Consider the following 18,917-nt stretch of genomic DNA (forward strand, 5'->3'; position numbering starts at 1 on the left):
CGAGCTTGTCCGCTTTCAGCGAGCGTTTTCGCGGCGGCGTTAGTTTACCGTGACTTTGATCGTTACTTCTTCCCCTTTGTATTTGGCTGTAATCGTCGCCGTTCCTTTTGCTTTCGCTTTTACTTTTCCGCTCATGGAAACGGTGGCGACCGAAGACTTGGAAGTGCTCCAGCTCGCTTGGGAACCGCTGAGCTTCGTCCCTGCATAGGTCAAGGCAATGGTTTTCTCCTCGCCTTTTGCGAGACGCAGGCTGCGATTGCCCGCTTCCAGCTGGTTCTTGCCCTTGTCGTCTACTGTCACCTCGATTTCGACTTTTTGGCCTTTGTACGTAGCCGTAATCGTTGCGGTTCCTTTCTTTTTCGCAGTGACAACGCCAGTGTCGTCGACGGTAGCAACAGATGATTGGGAGGTTTTCCACTCTGCTTTGGAGCCTTTGAGCTTTTCGCCGTTATACTTGAGGGAAATCGTCTCCTCCTGGCCTTTTTTCAGCTTCCATTTGGTCTCGTTTGCTTCCAGCAGCGCCGAGCTGCCGTTGTCGACGCTGACTTCGATCTCTACCTTGTACCCTTTGTATTCTGCCGTGATGGTTGCCGTCCCTTTCGCTTTCGCCGTAACGACCCCATCCGATATGGTGGCTACGGAAGATTTGGATGTTTTCCAGGTCGCTTTCGAGCCAGCGAGCTTTTCAGCGTCGTAGGTGAGCTTGATGGTTTTCGTCTCGCCTTTTTTCAACGAAAGGTTGCTTTCATTCGCTTCGAGCCTGCCGGATGGATTGCCGGATACTTTCACGTCGATTTTGACGGCTTTTCCTTTGTACGTAACCGTAATAACTGCGGTCCCGTTTGCTTTCGCCGTAATTTCGCCTCTTTTCACGGTCGCCACTGCTTCATTGGAAGAGGACCAGTTCGCGTCGAGGCTGGATAGCGTTTTGTTGCCGTATGTCAAGGAAATCGGTGTCGTCTCGCCCTTTTTCAGGCTCACCGACGTACTGGAGGCTTCCAATACCGGGTCCTGGATGACGGAAGCGCGGATGCGGATCGAATCGCCTTTGTATGTCCCTGTCAGGATGACCATTCCCGTCTTATATCCGGTTACAACCCCATTCCGAACGGTTGCGATTGCACTGTTGGACGTCGTCCAGCTTACAAGCGAACCATCCAGCGCGCGACCATTGTATGTCACCTTCAAGGTCAGCGGTTGCCCGATGGTTGCCTCCGCATAGTACGAGCTAGCCTCCAAACCGCTTGCAGCTGCTTTTGCTACATGGCTGCTTGCCGCTTGAGGTGTGGCCCCCTGCGCCGGCGCGACGCCCGTTACGGAAAACCCCATCGCGCAGATGGCTGCCAGAGCAAGTGAGACTTTTTTCATTCCGTTTCTTTTTGTCAGCTTCATGCTTTCCCTCCACATCGTGTCCTTCAATAAAGAGGACGAATGATCCAGAAAAATGTCACCTCGCTGAGACGAGGTCGCAACCGCTTCGTTCGTTGCGCCACACAGGCTTGTCCGCCTATCCTTCTGCCGTCTACAGAAAAAAGACCTTCCAGCCTATGCCTGGAAGGCGAATGATGATGCTTGGAGGAGTTTCATCGCGTCGAGTACAGTACAGTGTACGCAGGCGGAGCGACCGTTGCTGTAGACATATCCCCATTATCCCGATGGTCTGAAGCCCGTTTTTTTAAAAGGCCGCTACAAAATGTTCGATGGTCGGCTCTGCCGGTTCCCCTGGAAGTGTCAAGGCGGGCTGGAAAATCGCGACGACATCGAAGCGAAAAGACGGGATTTGCTGCGGCTGTGCCTGTAAATAGGCCACAGCCAGTTCGCGCAGCTTCTGCTTTTTCCGCCATGTCACGGATTCGGCTGCCGTGCCGCAGGCCAGACTGCTCCTGGTACGAACCTCTACAAAGACCAGCGTCCGCCCATCCTGGGCAATCAAGTCAATCTCGCCCTGCCTCGTACGAACATTTTGCCCGATGATCCTGTAACCTTTTTGCGCCAGATAATGCTTCGCCAACTGCTCGCCTTGTTGTCCGAGAAGCCTGCGGCGGTTCGTCATCTTTTCGCGCCCCCTTTGTCCAGCCGATACACGAACGCAAGAACTTCCGCCACTACCTGATACAGCTCAGGCGGGATTTGCTGGTCCAGATCCAGCTTCCCCAGCACTTCTACGAGCGAAGGGTCTTCCTGCACGGGGATATGGTGCTCCTTGGCCGTTTTCAGTATGTTCTCGGCCACGAAGCCTTTCCCCTTTGCCACCACTTTGGGCGCTTCCATGGCACCTGCCTGGTATTTGAGCGCTACTGCCTGCTTGCGCTTGTTTTCAGAAGAGGGGGACGGGTTCATACGCGCACATCCACCCCTTCGTAATCAGCCAGGATGGCGCCTTTGGACTGACTGGCCCCCGGTTTGCTCTGCATGTCCGGTACGGGCTGAATGCGCATGGCGGACAAATGATAGCCCACGTCGCGCAGTTGCTTCGCAAACTGCTCCTTCGTTCCTTGCACCAACGCCTCCAGCCAGGGAGAATCATTGAAGATTTGCAGGTTCACGATCCGATTCACAATCCCGACGTCGATCATCGTCGTCCCCATGCCGCTCAACTCCAGATGGAAAAACAAGCGACAGTTTTCCGGATCCAGCTTGCCGCTTCCCTGCTTTTTCGATTCAATCTGCACAAAAGCCGTATCCTCGCCATCTGCCTGGCGAATCGGGATTTGCAGCACGATTTGCGACAGCGTATGGCTGCCCGGCTGAACCATCATCAGCTGCTGTCCCGTGACTTGCTGCAGCAACTGATCGGCAGCCTCGCGAAGCGCGGTGGGCACCGATTGCGCGGGCGACTGACTGATTTGCAAAAGCAGCGATTTAACCGTTTCGATCTGCTGCTGCGTCCCGGAAGCCCCTTGCTGCTGTCCAAACGCCTGTCCCATCAATGCCCGTTCATGGTTGATGCCCAGGTGTCGGAACAGGTCAAGGATCGGATTGGCGGAGGACGAGCCTGATACGGATACCGTCCCCGTCACGTGTGATTGCATCGCCCCATTCGCCTGCTGCTCGCCGGGAGTCGCGATTGGCTTCGCTGTAGCGGGCAGCGCGATATTCGCTCCCTGATTTGGCTGAGAGGGAAGTCCAGACGGCTGCTGGCTGTTTTTCGTCCCTTGCAAAGCTGTTCCCGCTGTGAAAACGGAGCTTGTCTGCTCAGACACATTTCCTGCTTGGCGCATGGCATTTGCCGAAGCTGCGCTGGAAGGCGCTTCCCCCGCCCCTGTGAGCGGCGCAGCACTTGGCAGGCCGGTCGCTGCTTTTCCCGTACCGTCCAACGGCTGACTGGCTGGCACTTGCGCTCCCGTCGCCTGTAGTCCTGTTGATCCGGGAGCTACAGAAGCGTTGGGCGCCGTCCCTTGAACGTTTGAAGAAAGTGTTTGGCGCGTGGACTGGCTGGCGTTGCCTGCGGCCGCTTGCGCTGTGCCTTGACTGATGGCATTGGCTTGCGCGACTGGTTTGTTGGAGACAGCTACATCTTCCGCGCTTTCCGCTGTCGGCAAAAGCAGAGGCAGCGCCGCCAGCTTTTCCTTCAACTGGCCGACTACTTGGCGAACATCCGCGCCCATCGTGCCAGCCGATGCTTCTGTACCCGCAACGACCGGTTGCCCTGGCGGCTTGGCGGCACTCTCTTCCTGGTTCAAAAAGAGCGTCGCTTCCTGCAAAAACTGCTGAATCGCCTGGCCCAGCGGTTTGCCGGACACAAACGCCTTCAATCCGGCAACGGAATCGGGCGTCAGCGGCAAATTCCGCTTCATCGCCAAAAGAAACGCGTCGACTGTGCTGTCATCCAGCCCGATGCGCTGCGCCACCTGCGAAAAAGCCTGGACGATTTCCTTGGTGACAGGCAGATTGGCGTTCACGAGCGCCTGGACGATGGCCTTGCTTTCTTTTGTCTCCGCAATGCCGAGCGAACGCATCAAGCTGTCCAGCGATGCTTCCTTGCCTGTCGCTTCCGCAGGCGTGTCCAGCACTTTCAAGGTTACGACTCCGTTGGAAGGCTGAACCTGCAACCACGCCTTTTGCCCCGCTTCGAGATTCGCTTCCAGCTTGGCCTGGACCTGCCTGCCGCCGATCTGGACCAGCGCCATTTGATCCGGGTAGTGCTTGACCACGGTGCCTGTGAATACTTGTCCTGGCGTCAGCTCTAGCGGCTTGACGTTGGCAGAAGGCGTCTTTGGCACTATGGACGACATGATTGGCGAGTTGGAAAACATGGACTCCCCTCCTCTAAAACGTGCTCGGCCTCTGTCAGGCTTGCTCCCTCACCCCTGTAAAGGTCATACGGTGAAGCGGCGTCGGCCCGTATCTGGCAATTGCCGCGAGATGCTCGGCTGTGCCGTAGCCCGCATTTTTATCGAAGCCGTACTGCGGGTACTCTCTGGCGTATTCAGTCATCATCCGATCCCTGGTCACTTTGGCCACGATGGACGCTGCTGCGATGGACACGCTTTTCGCATCGCCGCCAATGATCGGGACTTGCTTGCAGGACACCCCTGTCAGCTGCACCGCGTCAATCAACAGCACATCGGCGGGGACTCCGGCGTCTTCGATCGCTGCCTTCATCGCTTCCTTGGTCGCAGCCAGTATGTTGATCGCATCGATCCGCCGAGCGTCAACAACACCGATTCCGACGGCAACGGCCTCGCGCCGAATCACTTCGTAAAACGCCTCGCGCGTAGCCGCCGGAATCTTCTTGGAATCGTTCAGGCCCGGCAAATAAAAATCCTTCGGCAAGCAAACGGCACAGGCCACCACAGGTCCCGCCAAAGGCCCGCGCCCTACCTCGTCCACGCCAAAGACGTGCTGATGTCCCTCGGCATACAGCGCGCGCTCATATGTACTCATCTCGGTCCACAGCTGTTCCAGCTTGGCCTGGCGAGCCATCGCGGCTTCTACCTGCTTCGCCAGCGCTTGCACCCCGGCCCGTTTATCCGCTTGCAAACATTGTAAAAAATCACTCGATACCTCGTCCAATTTTTCGATCATCGCCCGTATTTCTTTTATCGACAGATCCGCGAGATTCATTGACTCATTTCTCCTTCTCCATGAAAAAAACTGTCTACCGGCAAGCGATAGACAGGCTTTTCGAGTGCGTATGCGCCAAGTGTTCCGTTATTCCATAAGGGAGAGCGGCTTGCCGATCGGTTCGTCCATTTCCCAATCAATCGGGCGTTCCACGGAAATCGGCCCGAGCTTGCCTGAGCGCAGCTCGCGCAAAAAGATTTCCGCCGCTTTGTCGTAGTCGATGTTGCCGCCGGAAATGAGACAGCCGCGCTTTTTCCCGATTTCCTCCAGCATGACCACGCGATCCTCCGGCAGCTCCTTCAGCTTGAACCGCTCGATCAACCGTTCCGGATAGTAGTGCATCATATAGGCGATGACAAACAGCGCCACCTCTGTAAAGTCAATCAACTCGTCCTTGATCGCACCGCTCGCCGCCAAGCGCAGGCCAACCATCTGGTCTTCAAATTTGGGCCAGAGAATGCCCGGCGTATCGAGCAGCTCAAGCGTGTCGCCCATCTTCACCCATTGCTGCGCCTTCGTAACGGCCGGACGATCGCCTGTGGCCGCTACCGACCGCTTGGACAGACGGTTAATCAGGGACGACTTTCCAACGTTCGGGATTCCTAAAATCATGATGCGAATCGCACGTCCCTGCATGCCGCGCTCGCTGCGCTTCGCGAGCATGTCCGCCGCCAGCTCCTTGCACAGCTCTGGCAGCCTGTTTACGCCTTTTCCGCTCAAGGCATCAATCGGCAACGTGCGAATACCCTCTTTGCGGAAATAGGCCATCCATTCTTCGGTTACCTTCTCGTCCGCCAGATCGGCTTTATTCAGCAAAATCAATCGCGGCTTGTCACTGACAATCTCGTCAATCATCGGATTCCGGCTGGAAAGAGGAAGCCGGGCATCCAGCAGCTCGATCACCACATCAATCAATTTCAGCTTTTCCGTAACCTGGCGGCGCGCCTTTGCCATATGTCCGGGAAACCATTGGATCGTCACGATGTCTCACCTACCTCGAAGCTATTGCGATTATCTCGTCATGCGAATCGTTGCGATCGGCCAGAACGTAAACTCCGCTCTGCCAACCACCGTGTTGACAGCGACCGGACCGATTGCCCGGCTGTCATGGCTGTTGAGCCGATTGTCGCCCATCACAAAAAGATGGCCGTCCGGTATTTGGACGGGCGGGAAGTCATTCGTAAAATAGGGCTCTCCCTGTTGTTTCGCCTGTTCCTTCTGTTGGGCAAGATAAGGTTCTTCCACCCTTTTGCCGTTGACGTACAACTGATCGTCTTTCACTTCGACGGTATCTCCCGCCACCGCGATCACGCGCTTGATGTAGTCGCGCGTCTTCTCTGCGTGAAACACGATGATGTCGCCCGGCTTCGGCTCCTGCAAATAGTAAATGGCCTTGTTTACGACCAGTTTTTCGCGGTTATGTAACGTCGTTTCCATGGACTCGCCCTCGACAATAAACGGAGCGAACAAAAAGGCTCGAATGAGCAAAGCGAGAATCAAGGCGATGCCAAGCGCCTTCGTCCATTCCCATAGCTCATTTTTCTTTGTGCGACCGGAGGATACTTCTTCGCTCATTACTCACGCCCTCCCACGATAGCTCGTCCCATCCTGAAAATGGAAAAAAGAGGCCTGGCAAGCAGACCAGTCCCCTTTTCAAGCGCTTCGCTTATCGACGAATTTCTTTAATACGAGCTGCTTTCCCTACGCGATCGCGCAGATAGTACAGTTTCGCACGACGTACTTTACCATGACGCACGATTTCGATCTTGTCGATCTTAGGCGTGTGCACTGGGAACGTACGCTCAACACCTACGCCGTAAGAGATCTTACGAACAGTAAATGTTTCGCTGACACCTGTACCGCGACGGCGAATCACTACGCCTTCGAACAGCTGAATACGCTCACGCTGACCCTCGATAACCTTTACGTGTACACGAACAGTGTCACCAGGTCGGAACGCAGGAATATCCTGTTTCAATTGCTCTTTTTCCAATTCACGGATAACTTGGTTCATTTCAATTCCCTCCTTCCGATAGACGTTCTTACTCGCCTCACCAGATATGGCTCGGCCATCCAAACAGGAGCCGACATACGAGTAGCGGACCGCCTTAGTCAGCGGGCAAAATTGCCACAAGAGTTATACTACCACACCAGGCAGGAAACTACAAGGCCTGCTCTACAATTTTTCTCCCGTTTGCTCCTGCTCAAGCTCCGCCAGAAGCTGTTTCATTTCATCCGTCAGCGCAAGCTTCGCAAGCAAATCGGGACGGCGTGCCTTCGTTCTGCGCAGCGACTCTTTCAGGCGCCAGCGCTCGATGTTGGCATGGTGACCGGAGAGCAAAACATCCGGGACCCTCCAGCCGCGAAACTCCGCCGGCCGCGTATAGTGCGGATATTCGAGCAATCCGGTCGAAAACGAATCCTCAACGGCTGACGTCTGATTTCCCAAAGCGCCCGGCTGCAAGCGCACAACACTGTCGATCACGACCATCGCAGCCAGCTCGCCGCCTGTCAGCACGTAGTCGCCAATGGAAATTTCATCCGTGACCAGATGCTCGCGGATGCGCTCGTCGTAGCCTTCGTAGTGGCCGCAGATGAACACGAGATGCTCCTCCCGGGCCAGCTCCTCGGCGAGCTTCTGGTTGTACGGCACGCCTTGCGGGCACATGAGGATCACGCGCGGCTTCCCTTCTCCTGCGAGTGCCTCTACCGCGCGAAACAGCGGCTCGGGCTTGAGGACCATCCCCCCGCCGCCGCCGTACGGCGTATCGTCAACGGTGCCATGCTTGCTCTCGGAAAAATCGCGAAAGTTGGTGACACGAAAGTCGACCAGCTTCTTCTCGCGGGCTTTTCCCAAAATGCTGCTGGACAAAACGCCCGCGAACATTTCGGGAAACAGCGTAACAATGTCAATCCGCATCAGAAGCACCTCCTACAGCAAGCCTTCCATCAAATGGCAAACCACGCGTTTGTTCGCAATATCCACTTCTTTGATGCAGTCATCAATAAACGGCAGCAAAATCTCCCCGCGCCGTCCTTTTACCACCCACACGTCGTTTGCCCCCGGCTGCATCACATCGACGATTTTTCCCAGTTCTTCCCCCTCGTCTGTGACCACCTCGCAGCCGATCAGCTGATGGATGTAAAACTCGTCCGCTTCCAGCTCCATCAGCGCTTCTTCCGGGATTTTCAACTCGCCGCCCTTGTATTTTTCGATGTCGTTAATGTGTCCATAGCCCTCGAAGCTCAAAATCTCAAAGTCCTTGTGCGAGCGACGCGTCGCGATTTTCAGCTTCAATGGCTCCGAAAGAGACGGGTGAAACAAAAACAGCTCATTTCCTTTGCGAAACCGTTGCTCGGGGAAATCCGTCGTCGAAATGACGCGCACTTCTCCCTTGAGCCCGTGCGTATTGACCAGCTTGCCGACCCTGTAAAACTTTTGGTTGCCCACGCATATCCACTCCTTCTATTGATCCGCGACCTGCCCTGCCGTTTGTCGAATTTCATGCACACGTCCGTCTTTTATCATGATTTCCGTTCCTGCCATAATTTCATCCCACACATCGCCTACTTGGATCGTGACGGGACTTTGCACCGTCTGATAATCCATCTCGCTGCCCTCGGGAAGACTCTCTGCCTGCTGCAAGGCAAAGGAGAGCTGGGCGATTTTTTCCTTGCGCCGTCGCTCTTCCTGGGCAATTTTTTCTTGGGCGAGCGCATACGTATCCGCCGACTTTTTCTTCGCTTCGGCCAAAATTTTTTTCGATTGAAATTGCCATTGCTCCCATTCTTCGCGCTGCTGGCGAAGCTGTCTGCTGTACTGGTCAATCAGCACAGCGCGGGACGCTTCCGTCATGATGAGTTTGACCTGTACCGACCGAAAAATCGTGAGCATGAGCTGCCACTCCTTTCGCCGTATCCGTTCCTCTCAATCAAAAAAGACTGGGAAAGCTCCCAGCCTTTTTTCTCAAACAATCTCAACCGTGACGCGCTTGTCCGTTTCTACGGCTGCCGCCATCACGACAGTGCGCAGGGCTTTGGCAATTCGTCCTTGCTTGCCGATGATCTTCCCCATATCATCAGGGTGCACCGACAATTCAAAGACGAGCGTGCGCTCCTTGTCCACTGCATTCACACGAACCTCATTCGGATGATCGACGAGAGCTTTTGCGATCGTTTCGACCAGCGCTTTCATCATCAGACCTCCAGATGACCGACTTATTTGCCGTATTTGGTTTCGTGCACTTTTGCGAGGACGCCTTCTTTGGAGAGAAGGTTACGAACGGTATCAGTTGGAGCTGCACCATTCAGGATCCATTGTACCGCTTTTTCGGTATCAATTTTCACCACTGCCGGTTGAGCAACCGGATTGTAATAACCGATTTCTTCAATGAAACGGCCATCGCGTGGGGAACGGGAGTCAGCTACTACTACACGGTAGAAAGGAGCTTTCTTGGAACCCATGCGTTTCAGACGGATTTTCACTGCCATGTTGTGTCACCTCCTGTATAGATCAACGCGAGATAAACATCTGCGTTGGTGCTTCTATATCTGAACCATCGCGCTGTCTGACAAGTCAGCGGCGCGAAGAGATCATGCCTCTTTACTTGAACGGTGGTTTGAAATTGAAGGGGAAGTTCATGCCGCCTTGGTTGTTTCCTCCGCCTTTGCCCATGAACGGCAATCCGAAGCCGCCTTTTTTCTTCGACTTCTTGACCATCTTGTCGGCGACGCCCGTGAATTGCTTCATCATTTTTTTCATTTCCTCAAACTGCTTGATGAACCGATTCACTTCCTGAATGCTTGTGCCGCTTCCGTTCGCAATGCGCTTGCGTCGGCTGGCGTTCAAAAGGTCAGGGTTGGCACGCTCTGCCTTGGTCATGGATTTGGCGATTGCTTCCACGCGGGCAATCTGCTTCTCGTCCACGTTCATTTTGCCTTTCATCTTGTTCATTCCGGGCAGCATGCCGAGAATGTCCTCGAAAGGTCCCAAATTGCGCAGTTGCTGCATGGAATCCAGGAACATGTCGAAGGTAAATTCCCCTTGACGCATCTGGCGCTCCATGTCGCGCGCTTTTTCTTCATCCACGGACGCCTGCGCCTTTTCGATCAGGCTGAGTACGTCTCCCATTCCCAAAATGCGGGAAGCCATGCGATCCGGATGGAACGGTTCAAGCGCATCCAGCTTTTCCCCCATCGCCGCGAACTTGATCGGCTTGCCCGTGACCGCTTTGACGGATAGCGCCGCACCGCCTCGGGTATCCCCGTCGAGCTTGGTGAGAACCACGCCAGTCAGTTCGAGCTGGCTATTGAAGCTCTCCGCCACATTGACGGCGTCCTGCCCTGTCATCGCGTCCACGACGAGCAGAATCTCATCGGGCTTGGCAACCTCGCGAATCTGCTTCAACTCGTCCATCAGCGCTTCGTCAATATGCAGACGACCTGCCGTATCGAGAATCACAACGTCGAGGTGGTTGGTTTTCGCGTGCTCAATCGCTTGCCGAGCGATCTCCACAGGACTGACCTGATCTCCGAGAGTGAAGACGGGAACATCCAACTGCTCCCCCAAAACTTGCAGCTGCTTGATCGCAGCCGGACGGTAAATGTCGGCTGCCACCAGAAGCGGCTTCTTGTTTTGCTTTTGCAAATACTTGGCCAGCTTACCAGTCGTGGTCGTTTTCCCCGCCCCTTGCAAACCGGCCATCATGATGATGGTCGGCGGACGGTGCGCCATCGTCAACTGAGCGACGCTGCCGCCCATCAGGGAGATCAGCTCTTCGTTCACGATTTTGATGACCATTTGGCCTGGCGTCAGGCTTTTCATGACTTCCTGGCCGACTGCGCGCTCTTTGACGCGAGCGACGAAGTCTTTTACTACTTTGAAGTTAACATCTGCTTCCAGCAGGGCAAGGCGGACTTCCCGCATCGCTTCGTTGACGACGGTCTCGTCGATCTTTCCTCTGCCGCGCAGTTTGTCAAATGCGTTTTGCAGCCGATTGGCCAAGCTTTCAAACGCCATGCGAGCCCTCCTAATCCATCTCTGACAGTTGGTGGAGCAAAGTATTCAGCTCGTCTCTTGTCTCGCTCTCTGCAAGCCCATTTACAAGCTCATTCATTCGTGCCAGCACTTCCATCCGCTTCTCGTGGCGCTGTGCCAGATTCAGCTTCTGATCGTATTCGAACAACTGCTTTTCTGCCCGCTTGATGTGGTCGTAAACAGCTTGTCGGCTGACCTCGTGCATTTCCGCTATTTCTCCGAGCGACAAGTCATCCAGATAGTACAGCTCCAGATATTCTCGCTGCTTGCCCTTGAGTAGCGGCGCATAAAAGTCAAACAAGAGATTGACTTGATTGGTCTTTTCTAGCATGAAACCAATCCTTTGCTATGAGGTACTCGTTTCGAAACTGTAAAGGCTTTTTCTTTACAGCACGTAGATTATAGTACCTAATTCTACACCTAGTGTCAAGGTTTTTTATTGACATCTTTTTTTTGGTCCAGACATCTATACGATTACGCGTTTTCCTGCTCTTCGGCTTCCTCTTTTTGAATCAATCCGGCAAACAGCGCATGAACAAACTGTTCCGGATCGAACGGCTGTAGATCGTCCATCTTCTCGCCCAGGCCGACGTATTTGACTGGAATGTTCAGCTCGTTGCGGATCGCGATGACGATGCCGCCCTTTGCCGTACCGTCGAGCTTGGTCAGGACGAGGCCGGTCACTCCGGCAGACTGTCCGAACGTCTTCGCCTGGGACAGCGCGTTTTGCCCTGTCGTCGCGTCGAGGACGAGCAAGACTTCATGCGGCGCGCCGGGCAGTTCGCGCTGCAACACGCGACGCACCTTCGCCAGCTCTTCCATCAGATTGACCTTGTTTTGCAGACGTCCGGCCGTATCGCACAAGAGCACGTCGACCTTGCGCGATTTGGCGGCCTGAATCGCGTCGTAAATGACGGCTGCCGGATCGGAGCCTTGCTGCTGCTTGATGACATCCACGCCGACGCGCTCGCCCCATACCTCCAGCTGCTCGATCGCCGCTGCCCGGAACGTATCGCCTGCGGCCAGCAGCACGTTTTTTCCCTGCTGCTTGAACATGTGCGCCATTTTTCCGATCGTCGTCGTTTTACCCACTCCGTTTACCCCGACGAACAAAATGACATTCAGCCGTCCGTCCTCGACGTTGAGCATCCTGTCTGTCGACTCGTCGTTTTTCAAAAGGGCCACGAGCTTCTCCGACAGGATCGGCTGCAGGTCCATGGCGTTTTCGATTTTTTGCTTGCGCACTTCTGTCCGCAAATCGTCGATCAGCTCCATGACGGTGCTGACCCCGACATCGGACGTAATCAAAATTTCTTCCAGTTCATCGAAGAAATCGTCGTCGATTTTTTTGTAGCGGCGGACCAGATCCTCCACTTTTTCCACCAGCAAATCTCGCGTTTTCGCCAATCCATCCGTAAATTTCTGGGTGACCTCTTCGGATTTTTGGACGATCGCGTCACGAAGACGCTTGAAAAAGCTCATATTCATCTTCCTTTGCGGATAATCTTGTCAAACATTCTCATCGAGACGTGCGTCGACGCCCCTCTCCTCCCGCTTGCGTGCGGGCCCGCACAATGCGACGGCACCTTACGAAGCACTAGGAGGCATCAGGGGGCATCAGGAGGCAGACTCGACGAATTTGGCGCTGTCCTCCAGCTTCACCGAAACCAGCTTGGACACGCCGCCCTCCTGCATCGTGATGCCGTACAAGACGTCAGCGCTCTCCATCGTGCCTTTGCGGTGCGTCACGCAAATGAACTGCGTCTGGCTGCTGAACTGCTGCATGTATTCGGCAAAGCGGCTGACGTTTGCCTCATCCAGCGCCGCCTCCACCTCGTCCAGCACGCAGAACGGCACGGGCTTGACGCGCAAAATGGCAAAGAGCAGCGCCATCGCGGTCAGCGCGCGCTCGCCCCCGGAGAGCAGGGCCAGGTTTTGCAGCTTTTTGCCTGGCGGCTGTGCGACGATGTCGATTCCCGTTTCGAGCAGGTTGTCCGGATTGGACAAGAGCAAATCGGCCCGCCCTCCCCCGAACAGCTGCACGAACACGTCGCGGAACTGCTCGGAGATCGCCTCAAACGTCTCCTTGAAACGGCGGGACATCTCCGCGTCCATCTCCTGAATCACCCGGTAGAGCATGTCTTTTGCTTCATTCAGGTCGTCTTCCTGCGCCCGTAAAAACTGCTGGCGCTCGGAAAGCCGCTCGTACTCCTCAATCGCTCCGAGATTGACTGTCCCAAGCGCAGCCATTTGCTTTTTCAGCTGGGCGACCACTTGCATCTCCGCTTGCAGTTCTCCGCGCGGCGGGTATTTTTGCTTCGCCAGATCGTAGCTCATTTCGTATTCTTCCGAGAGTTTATTCAACAGATGGTCAAGCTCTACCTCCCCGCGGTTGACCTTGACTTCCTCCTGATGAAGCTTCTCCTCCAGCGCTTTGACCTCGCGGCGAATTTCTTTTACGTGCACTTCCACCTGCTCCTGCTTGTGGAACAGCGTCGCCCGCTCGTTGCGGCGCTCGGCAATCAGTCCGGCTACCCGTTCCTTATCCTGGCGCAGCTCTTGGATGCGCTGATCCAGCTCCAGCCCGGACGATTCGTTCGTGCGCTCCAGCTCGTCCAGTGCGGCGAGATTCGCGTTTTGCTCTTCCCATTCGCGCTGGAGCAAGCTTTTTTGTTCCAGCAGGCGCTCCGTCTGCTCCAGGCGGGACTGGTGTTCCTGCTTCACCTGCGCATTCAAGACTTTCAAGCTGGTAATTTTCTGGTTCATTTCTTCCTTGGATTCCAACTGTTCCTGGCGCTTGGCCTCCGCTTCGGCGATCCGCTCGCTCAGCTTTTGCTCCTCTTGCTCCAGAACGGCCAACTCCGCTTGCAGCTGCTCTTGCTTGCGCAGCGCTTCTTCCATTTCTTTCTGGTAGGCGGCAATATCCTGCTCCACGAGCTTGGCCCGCTCGCCAAGCGAGCGTCCCTCTGCCTCGGCTTGCTGCAAAAGCCCTTTGACTTCCTGCTCCTTCAACCGCAGGGCTTCGCCTTCCGAGCGGAGCGCTTCCTGCTCCTCTTCCATGCGGCCAAGCTCTCCCGCCAGCTGTTCCATTCGCGTAGTATGTCCAGAAATTGCCTCTTCGATTTCGCGCATGTGCGCTTCCAGTTCTTCTGCCTGACGATTGCGACCGAGCAGGTTGGTGCTGTTTTTCTTCAGGGCACCCCCTGTCATCGAACCGCCTGCGTTGACGATATCGCCTTCGAGCGTTACGACGCGGTACCGATAGCCGAGCGTACGAGCGACACGGTTTGCCTGCTCCAGCTTTTCCGTCACAATGACGTTGCCGAGCATGCTTTCCAAAATCGGGCGGTACGCTTCCTCAAACGAAACCAGCTCGCTGGCGATCCCGACTACACCGCTTTCTTTTGCCAACTGCTGCCGGTCACCAGCCTGCAAGGTGCGCGGCCGGATGACATCCAGCGGCAAAAAGGTAGCGCGACCGGCATTGTGCTGCTTCAAATAAGCAATCGCCGCTCGCCCTGCCGCCTCGTTCTCGACCACGACGTTTTGCAACGCGCCGCCCAAGGCGACCTCAATCGCCGTCTCGTACTGCTGCGGCACGACAACCAGCTCGGCTACCGCGCCGTGAATGCCTTTGAAGCCCCGCTCGCGTGCCTTGAGAATTTCTTTTACCCCTTGCTGGAATCCGGCAAATTCGGATTGCATTTCCTTGATGAGGTCCAAGCGGGACTTCGCCGCTTCCCGTTTTTGCTCGAACTGACGCAGTTCCCGGCGAACCTGTTCCATGCGCGCCTGTCCATCGCGTAAGCCGTCCACCAACTGCTTGTAGCGGGTAGCCGTCTCCTGAAGGGAGCGCTCGATTTGGGCCAACTGCTCCTGCAGCTCGGCCATTCGCACCTGACGCTGCCCCTCTTCCAGATCCAGCTGTTCCTTGCCGGACAACTGCCGCTCGACACGCGCCTGCGATGTCTGCACCAGCTGCTGCTGATGGCGAATTTCGTTGCGCAAGTTGGCCATTTCATTCAGCTTTTCAAAATAATCGCCCTTCAAGCGCTCCACGTCGTCTGTCAACGACTGCACCATGGAGAAAAATTGCCCCTCTGCCTCCTGCAAGGAAGCGTGGGCTTCCGTCATCCGCCGATAGGCTTCCTGCGCACGCTCCTGCTCTTCGGCAAGCTCCGCTTCCAGCGCGTGCTGCTTCTCCGTCAGCCTGTGCATCTGCTCCATCGTCTGCTGGCGATTGGCGCTCAAATTGCGCATCCGCTCCCGCAATACTTCGCGCTGGCCTTCTACCTTTTCCGTCTCCTCGCTCACCGTCAAGAGAACGTGTTGCAGTTCCTCGATCGATTGGTCGATTTGGGTGACAGAAAAACGGGCCTGCTCCAAATCGGCTTCGTGCTTGGATGCTTCCGTCGTCTGCGTCATCAACTGCTCGCGAAGCTCCTGCACGCGTTGCGTCGCGGCCTCCCATTTTTGGTGCGCGGCCTCGATCTGCTGCACGTACAATGCGACTTCATGCTCGACCAGTTGGCGATGCAGTTCCTGGTATCTCTTCGCCGTCTCTGCCTGTTCCTGCAAGGGTCCGATCTGTTCGGTAATCTCGCTGACGATATCGTGGATGCGAACCAGATTTTGCTCGGTGTCTTCGAGCTTTTTCTCCGCCTCGCGCTTGCGGGTCTTGTACTTGACGATTCCCGCTGCTTCTTCAAAAATGCCGCGACGATCTTCGGACTTGGTGCTGAGAATTTCTTCGATTTTTCCCTGACCGATAATCGAATACGCTTCTTTTCCCAGACCTGTATCCATAAACAGTTCCATAATGTCCTTCAAGCGGCAGGATCTGTTGTTGATGTAATACTCGCTTTCGCCGGAGCGATAGACTCTGCGCGTGATGGAAACCTCCGAATATTCTACGTCCAGGGATCGGTCCGTATTATCCAAGGTAAGCGTCACTTCCGCAAAGTTCACGGGCTTGCGCTTGTCGCTGCCCGCGAAAATAATATCCTCCATCTTCGCCCCGCGCAGCGACTTGGCACTCTGTTCCCCGAGCACCCAGCGGATCGAGTCGGAAACGTTGCTTTTGCCGCTTCCATTCGGACCGACTACCGCTGTCACTCCTGGGACGAACTCGAATTCCGTCCTGTCGGCAAAAGATTTGAATCCTGCCAGTTCCAGGCGCTTCAAATACATACTTACGGTCCTCCTTACCCAACCATCCTCTCTGCCAGTGGCGCACGGCATCAACCGGATGGTATCCGAAAAGAGCCCCTGTACCAGACAGGAGCTACTCCACCGCGAGACTTCGTGGTCATATCGAAATAAGTGTATCATAGAAAGCTGTGCCCACGCAGTATTTTCCCGGCTTTTTCGAGCCGGAACAAAGAAAGCTACACCATCCGCGCCCGCAGACGATGCAGCTCTCTTTTTTCGAGCTTTTATTTCTCTCCCAGCTTCACCAATGCCCGCGCGGCTGCCTGCTGTTCCGCTTCCTTTTTGGAGCGGCCCGAGCCGATGCCAAGCGAGCGATTGTTCAAAAGCACTTCCGATACGAACTCTCGGTTGTGAGCTGGTCCTTTTTCTTCTACAATGCGATACTGGATGTCTCCCAGATTGTCCTGTTGAACAAATTCCTGCAACTGGCTCTTGAAGTCTGTTACCTGGGCAAACTCACCCTTGTCGATTCTGGGGTAGACGTATTTTTCCATGAAGGAAAACACGGCATCCAGGCCCTGATCCAGATAGAGGGCACCAACAAAAGCTTCAAAAACGTCCGCAAGCAAGGCAGGTCGTTGGCGTCCACCAGTCAACTCTTCCCCTTTTCCCAGCAAAACGAGATCGCCAAAATTCAGCAGTTCAGCAAATTTAACCAGAGAAGGCTCACAGACAATCGCTGCCCGCAGCTTCGTCATTTCGCCTTCGCTCATCTTCGGAAAAGTTTTGTATAAAAACTGGGAAACAGTCAACTCAAGCACAGCATCTCCCAAAAACTCCAGCCGTTCGTTGTCTGATATACGTTTGCCGCGTTGCTCGTTCACGTAGGAAGAATGGGTGAATGCCTGCCGCAGAACGCTCTCATCGTGAAAGCGAAAGCCGATCTTCTCTTGCAGCTGTGCAAAACTCATCACCCTCACCACCATTCCAGGAGACTGCCTACCTTTTCTCTCAGTAGGGCTCATTTATGCTTCGTATCGCTTCAGGACCACCGTTGCATTATGACCGCCGAATCCAAACGTGTTGGAAACAGCCACATGGACGGTCGCCATGCGCGCATGGTTGGGAACGTAGTCGAGATCGCATTCCGGATCAGGGTTTTCCAGGTTGATCGTTGGAGGAAGCACCTGATCGCGCAGCGCAAAAGCCGTAGCAATGGCCTCGATACCGCCTGTCGCTCCGAGCAGATGGCCTGTCATGGACTTGGTGGAGCTGACAGCCAGCTTGTAGGCGTGTTCCCCAAATACTTCCTTAATCGCCTGCGTCTCTGCGATATCGCCCTGGTCCGTCGAGGTTCCGTGTGCGTTGATGTAGCCTACCTCGCTCGGATCAATGCCCGCGTCGCGCAATGCGTTTTTCATGCAGCGCGCAGCCCCTTCGCCACCGGGCGATGGAGCGGTAATGTGATAGGCATCCGCGCTCATGCCGTAGCCGATCACTTCCGCGATGATGTTCGCCCCGCGTTTTTTCGCATGCTCAAGCTCTTCCAGAATCAGGACGCCCGCTCCTTCGCCCATGACGAAGCCATCGCGGTCTTTGTCAAACGGACGGCTTGCTTTTTGCGGCTCGTCGTTGCGCGTGGACATCGCTTTGGCCGAGCAAAAGCCGGCAAACGCCATCGGACGAATCGTCGCTTCCGCTCCGCCCGCGATCATCACATCCGCGTGACCGAACTGGATCAAACGCAGGGCGTCGCCGATCGCGTTTGTTCCGGTCGCACATGCGGTAATGGCGCTGGAGGTCGGTCCTTTTGCCCCGTATTGAATGGAGACTGCACCGGAGGCCATGTTGGCAATCAGCATCGGAATGAAAAACGGACTCACGCGGCGCGGACCTTTTTCCAACAGCACGGAATGCTGCTCTTCCCATGTCGAAAGCCCGCCAATTCCGGACCCGATGTATACACCCACTCGTTCCGCATTTTCTGGCGTGATTTCCAGTTTCGCATCCTCTACCGCCATTTTGGCAGCAGCCAATCCAAACTGAACGAATCGGTCTGTACGTCGTATTTCTTTTTTGTCCATGTACAGCTCAGGGTTGAAGTCTTTCACTTCGCCCGCGATCTGCGTCGGATAATCCGAAGCGTCAAAAGCAGTCAGGCGGTCAATGCCCGATTTTCCTTCCAGCAGGCTGTTCCAGAAGGTCTGCGCGTCATTTCCCACCGGGGAGACGACACCGACGCCCGTAATCACCACTCTTCGTTTCATTGCGATCACCTCTATATGAAAGTCAGCAGTCAGTTTCTCACTTGCACTTCATGCCCAACGTTTGCTCCCTGTATGTATTCGGCGGCAATTGAAGGAGAAGTCCCGTATGGTACGGGACTTCCAACTGATGGATCTACTTGTGAGATTCTATGTACTTGACAACCTCACCAACAGAAGTGATCTTTTCAGCATCTTCGTCAGAAATCTCTAAATCAAACTCGTCTTCCAGTTCCATGACGAGTTCCACTACATCCAGGGAGTCAGCGCCCAGGTCTTCTTTGAAAGAAGCTTCCAAAGTAATCTTGGACTCATCTACACCCAGACGATCGACGATGATTTTCTTCACGCGCTCCAATGTATCTGCCATTTTACTTCACCCCCTCTCCCGTATTATA

20 protein-coding genes are annotated in these 18,917 nt (G+C 55.1%); all 20 read right to left on the reverse strand.

Annotated features, from left to right (window positions below; translation table 11 throughout):
* Nucleotides 1–39: 39 nt before the first annotated feature.
* Entirely contained in the window at nt 40–1,392 is a 1,353-nt protein-coding gene (locus tag ACTHO6_RS09735; protein WP_440241337.1) for an Ig-like domain-containing protein, read from the reverse strand.
* A 283-nt stretch (nt 1,393–1,675) separates the two neighbouring features.
* Nucleotides 1,676–2,053: a YraN family protein gene (locus tag ACTHO6_RS09740; RefSeq protein WP_440241338.1), complete on the reverse strand. Its 378-nt coding sequence runs from the start codon at nt 2,051–2,053 to the stop codon at nt 1,676–1,678.
* Entirely contained in the window at nt 2,050–2,340 is a 291-nt protein-coding gene (locus ACTHO6_RS09745; RefSeq protein ID WP_440241339.1) for an EscU/YscU/HrcU family type III secretion system export apparatus switch protein, read from the reverse strand. The genes ACTHO6_RS09740 and ACTHO6_RS09745 overlap by 4 nt, the downstream gene beginning before the upstream one ends.
* On the reverse strand, nt 2,337–4,256 hold the full coding sequence (locus tag ACTHO6_RS09750; protein ID WP_440241340.1) for a hypothetical protein: 1,920 nt from the start codon (nt 4,254–4,256) through the stop codon (nt 2,337–2,339). Before ACTHO6_RS09750 ends, ACTHO6_RS09745 begins: the two co-directional genes overlap by 4 nt.
* A gap of 34 nt (nt 4,257–4,290) precedes the next feature.
* A complete protein-coding gene (locus ACTHO6_RS09755) occupies nt 4,291–5,067 on the reverse strand; it encodes a ribonuclease HII (protein WP_440241341.1) in 777 nt (258 codons plus the stop codon).
* 87 nt (nt 5,068–5,154) lie between these two features.
* A complete protein-coding gene (ylqF, locus tag ACTHO6_RS09760; RefSeq protein ID WP_440241342.1) occupies nt 5,155–6,048 on the reverse strand; it encodes a ribosome biogenesis GTPase YlqF in 894 nt (297 codons plus the stop codon).
* Between the two features lie 30 nt (nt 6,049–6,078).
* Nucleotides 6,079–6,642 carry a signal peptidase I gene (gene lepB, locus ACTHO6_RS09765; protein ID WP_440241343.1) on the reverse strand — a complete coding sequence of 188 codons (564 nt, stop codon included), beginning with the start codon at nt 6,640–6,642 and terminating at the stop codon, nt 6,079–6,081.
* A 91-nt stretch (nt 6,643–6,733) separates the two neighbouring features.
* Nucleotides 6,734–7,081, reverse strand: coding sequence for a 50S ribosomal protein L19 (gene rplS / locus ACTHO6_RS09770; protein WP_429778485.1), 348 nt, complete (start codon nt 7,079–7,081; stop codon nt 6,734–6,736).
* Nucleotides 7,082–7,243: 162 nt separating this feature from the next.
* Nucleotides 7,244–7,987 (reverse strand): tRNA (guanosine(37)-N1)-methyltransferase TrmD, encoded by a 744-nt coding sequence (trmD, locus tag ACTHO6_RS09775; protein ID WP_440241344.1) that lies wholly within the window; start codon nt 7,985–7,987, stop codon nt 7,244–7,246.
* A gap of 12 nt (nt 7,988–7,999) precedes the next feature.
* Nucleotides 8,000–8,518 (reverse strand): ribosome maturation factor RimM, encoded by a 519-nt coding sequence (gene rimM, locus ACTHO6_RS09780; protein WP_440241345.1) that lies wholly within the window; start codon nt 8,516–8,518, stop codon nt 8,000–8,002.
* A 15-nt stretch (nt 8,519–8,533) separates the two neighbouring features.
* Nucleotides 8,534–8,962: a YlqD family protein gene (locus ACTHO6_RS09785; RefSeq protein WP_440241346.1), complete on the reverse strand. Its 429-nt coding sequence runs from the start codon at nt 8,960–8,962 to the stop codon at nt 8,534–8,536.
* A gap of 72 nt (nt 8,963–9,034) precedes the next feature.
* Complete coding sequence (locus ACTHO6_RS09790) at nt 9,035–9,262, reverse strand: KH domain-containing protein (RefSeq protein ID WP_440241416.1); 228 nt, start codon at nt 9,260–9,262, stop codon at nt 9,035–9,037.
* A gap of 23 nt (nt 9,263–9,285) precedes the next feature.
* A complete protein-coding gene (gene rpsP / locus ACTHO6_RS09795; protein ID WP_005834322.1) occupies nt 9,286–9,558 on the reverse strand; it encodes a 30S ribosomal protein S16 in 273 nt (90 codons plus the stop codon).
* Between the two features lie 112 nt (nt 9,559–9,670).
* Nucleotides 9,671–11,086: a signal recognition particle protein gene (gene ffh, locus ACTHO6_RS09800; RefSeq protein ID WP_440241347.1), complete on the reverse strand. Its 1,416-nt coding sequence runs from the start codon at nt 11,084–11,086 to the stop codon at nt 9,671–9,673.
* 10 nt (nt 11,087–11,096) lie between these two features.
* The gene (locus ACTHO6_RS09805) at nt 11,097–11,435 is read right to left on the reverse strand and encodes a putative DNA-binding protein (protein ID WP_005834326.1); all 339 of its coding nucleotides are present in this window, start codon (nt 11,433–11,435) and stop codon (nt 11,097–11,099) included.
* Between the two features lie 143 nt (nt 11,436–11,578).
* Entirely contained in the window at nt 11,579–12,586 is a 1,008-nt protein-coding gene (gene ftsY / locus ACTHO6_RS09810; protein ID WP_440241348.1) for a signal recognition particle-docking protein FtsY, read from the reverse strand.
* 135 nt (nt 12,587–12,721) lie between these two features.
* Nucleotides 12,722–16,294 carry a chromosome segregation protein SMC gene (gene smc / locus ACTHO6_RS09815; RefSeq protein WP_440241349.1) on the reverse strand — a complete coding sequence of 1,191 codons (3,573 nt, stop codon included), beginning with the start codon at nt 16,292–16,294 and terminating at the stop codon, nt 12,722–12,724.
* 245 nt (nt 16,295–16,539) lie between these two features.
* A complete protein-coding gene (gene rnc / locus ACTHO6_RS09820; protein WP_440241350.1) occupies nt 16,540–17,241 on the reverse strand; it encodes a ribonuclease III in 702 nt (233 codons plus the stop codon).
* Nucleotides 17,242–17,280: 39 nt separating this feature from the next.
* Nucleotides 17,281–18,522 carry a beta-ketoacyl-ACP synthase II gene (gene fabF, locus ACTHO6_RS09825; protein WP_440241351.1) on the reverse strand — a complete coding sequence of 414 codons (1,242 nt, stop codon included), beginning with the start codon at nt 18,520–18,522 and terminating at the stop codon, nt 17,281–17,283.
* Between the two features lie 133 nt (nt 18,523–18,655).
* Nucleotides 18,656–18,889 (reverse strand): acyl carrier protein, encoded by a 234-nt coding sequence (gene acpP / locus ACTHO6_RS09830; RefSeq protein WP_005834336.1) that lies wholly within the window; start codon nt 18,887–18,889, stop codon nt 18,656–18,658.
* Between the last annotated feature and the right edge of the window lie 28 nt (nt 18,890–18,917).

The sequence above is a fragment of the Brevibacillus sp. SAFN-007a genome (genome assembly GCF_051967035.1).
GTDB lineage: Bacteria > Bacillota > Bacilli > Brevibacillales > Brevibacillaceae > Brevibacillus.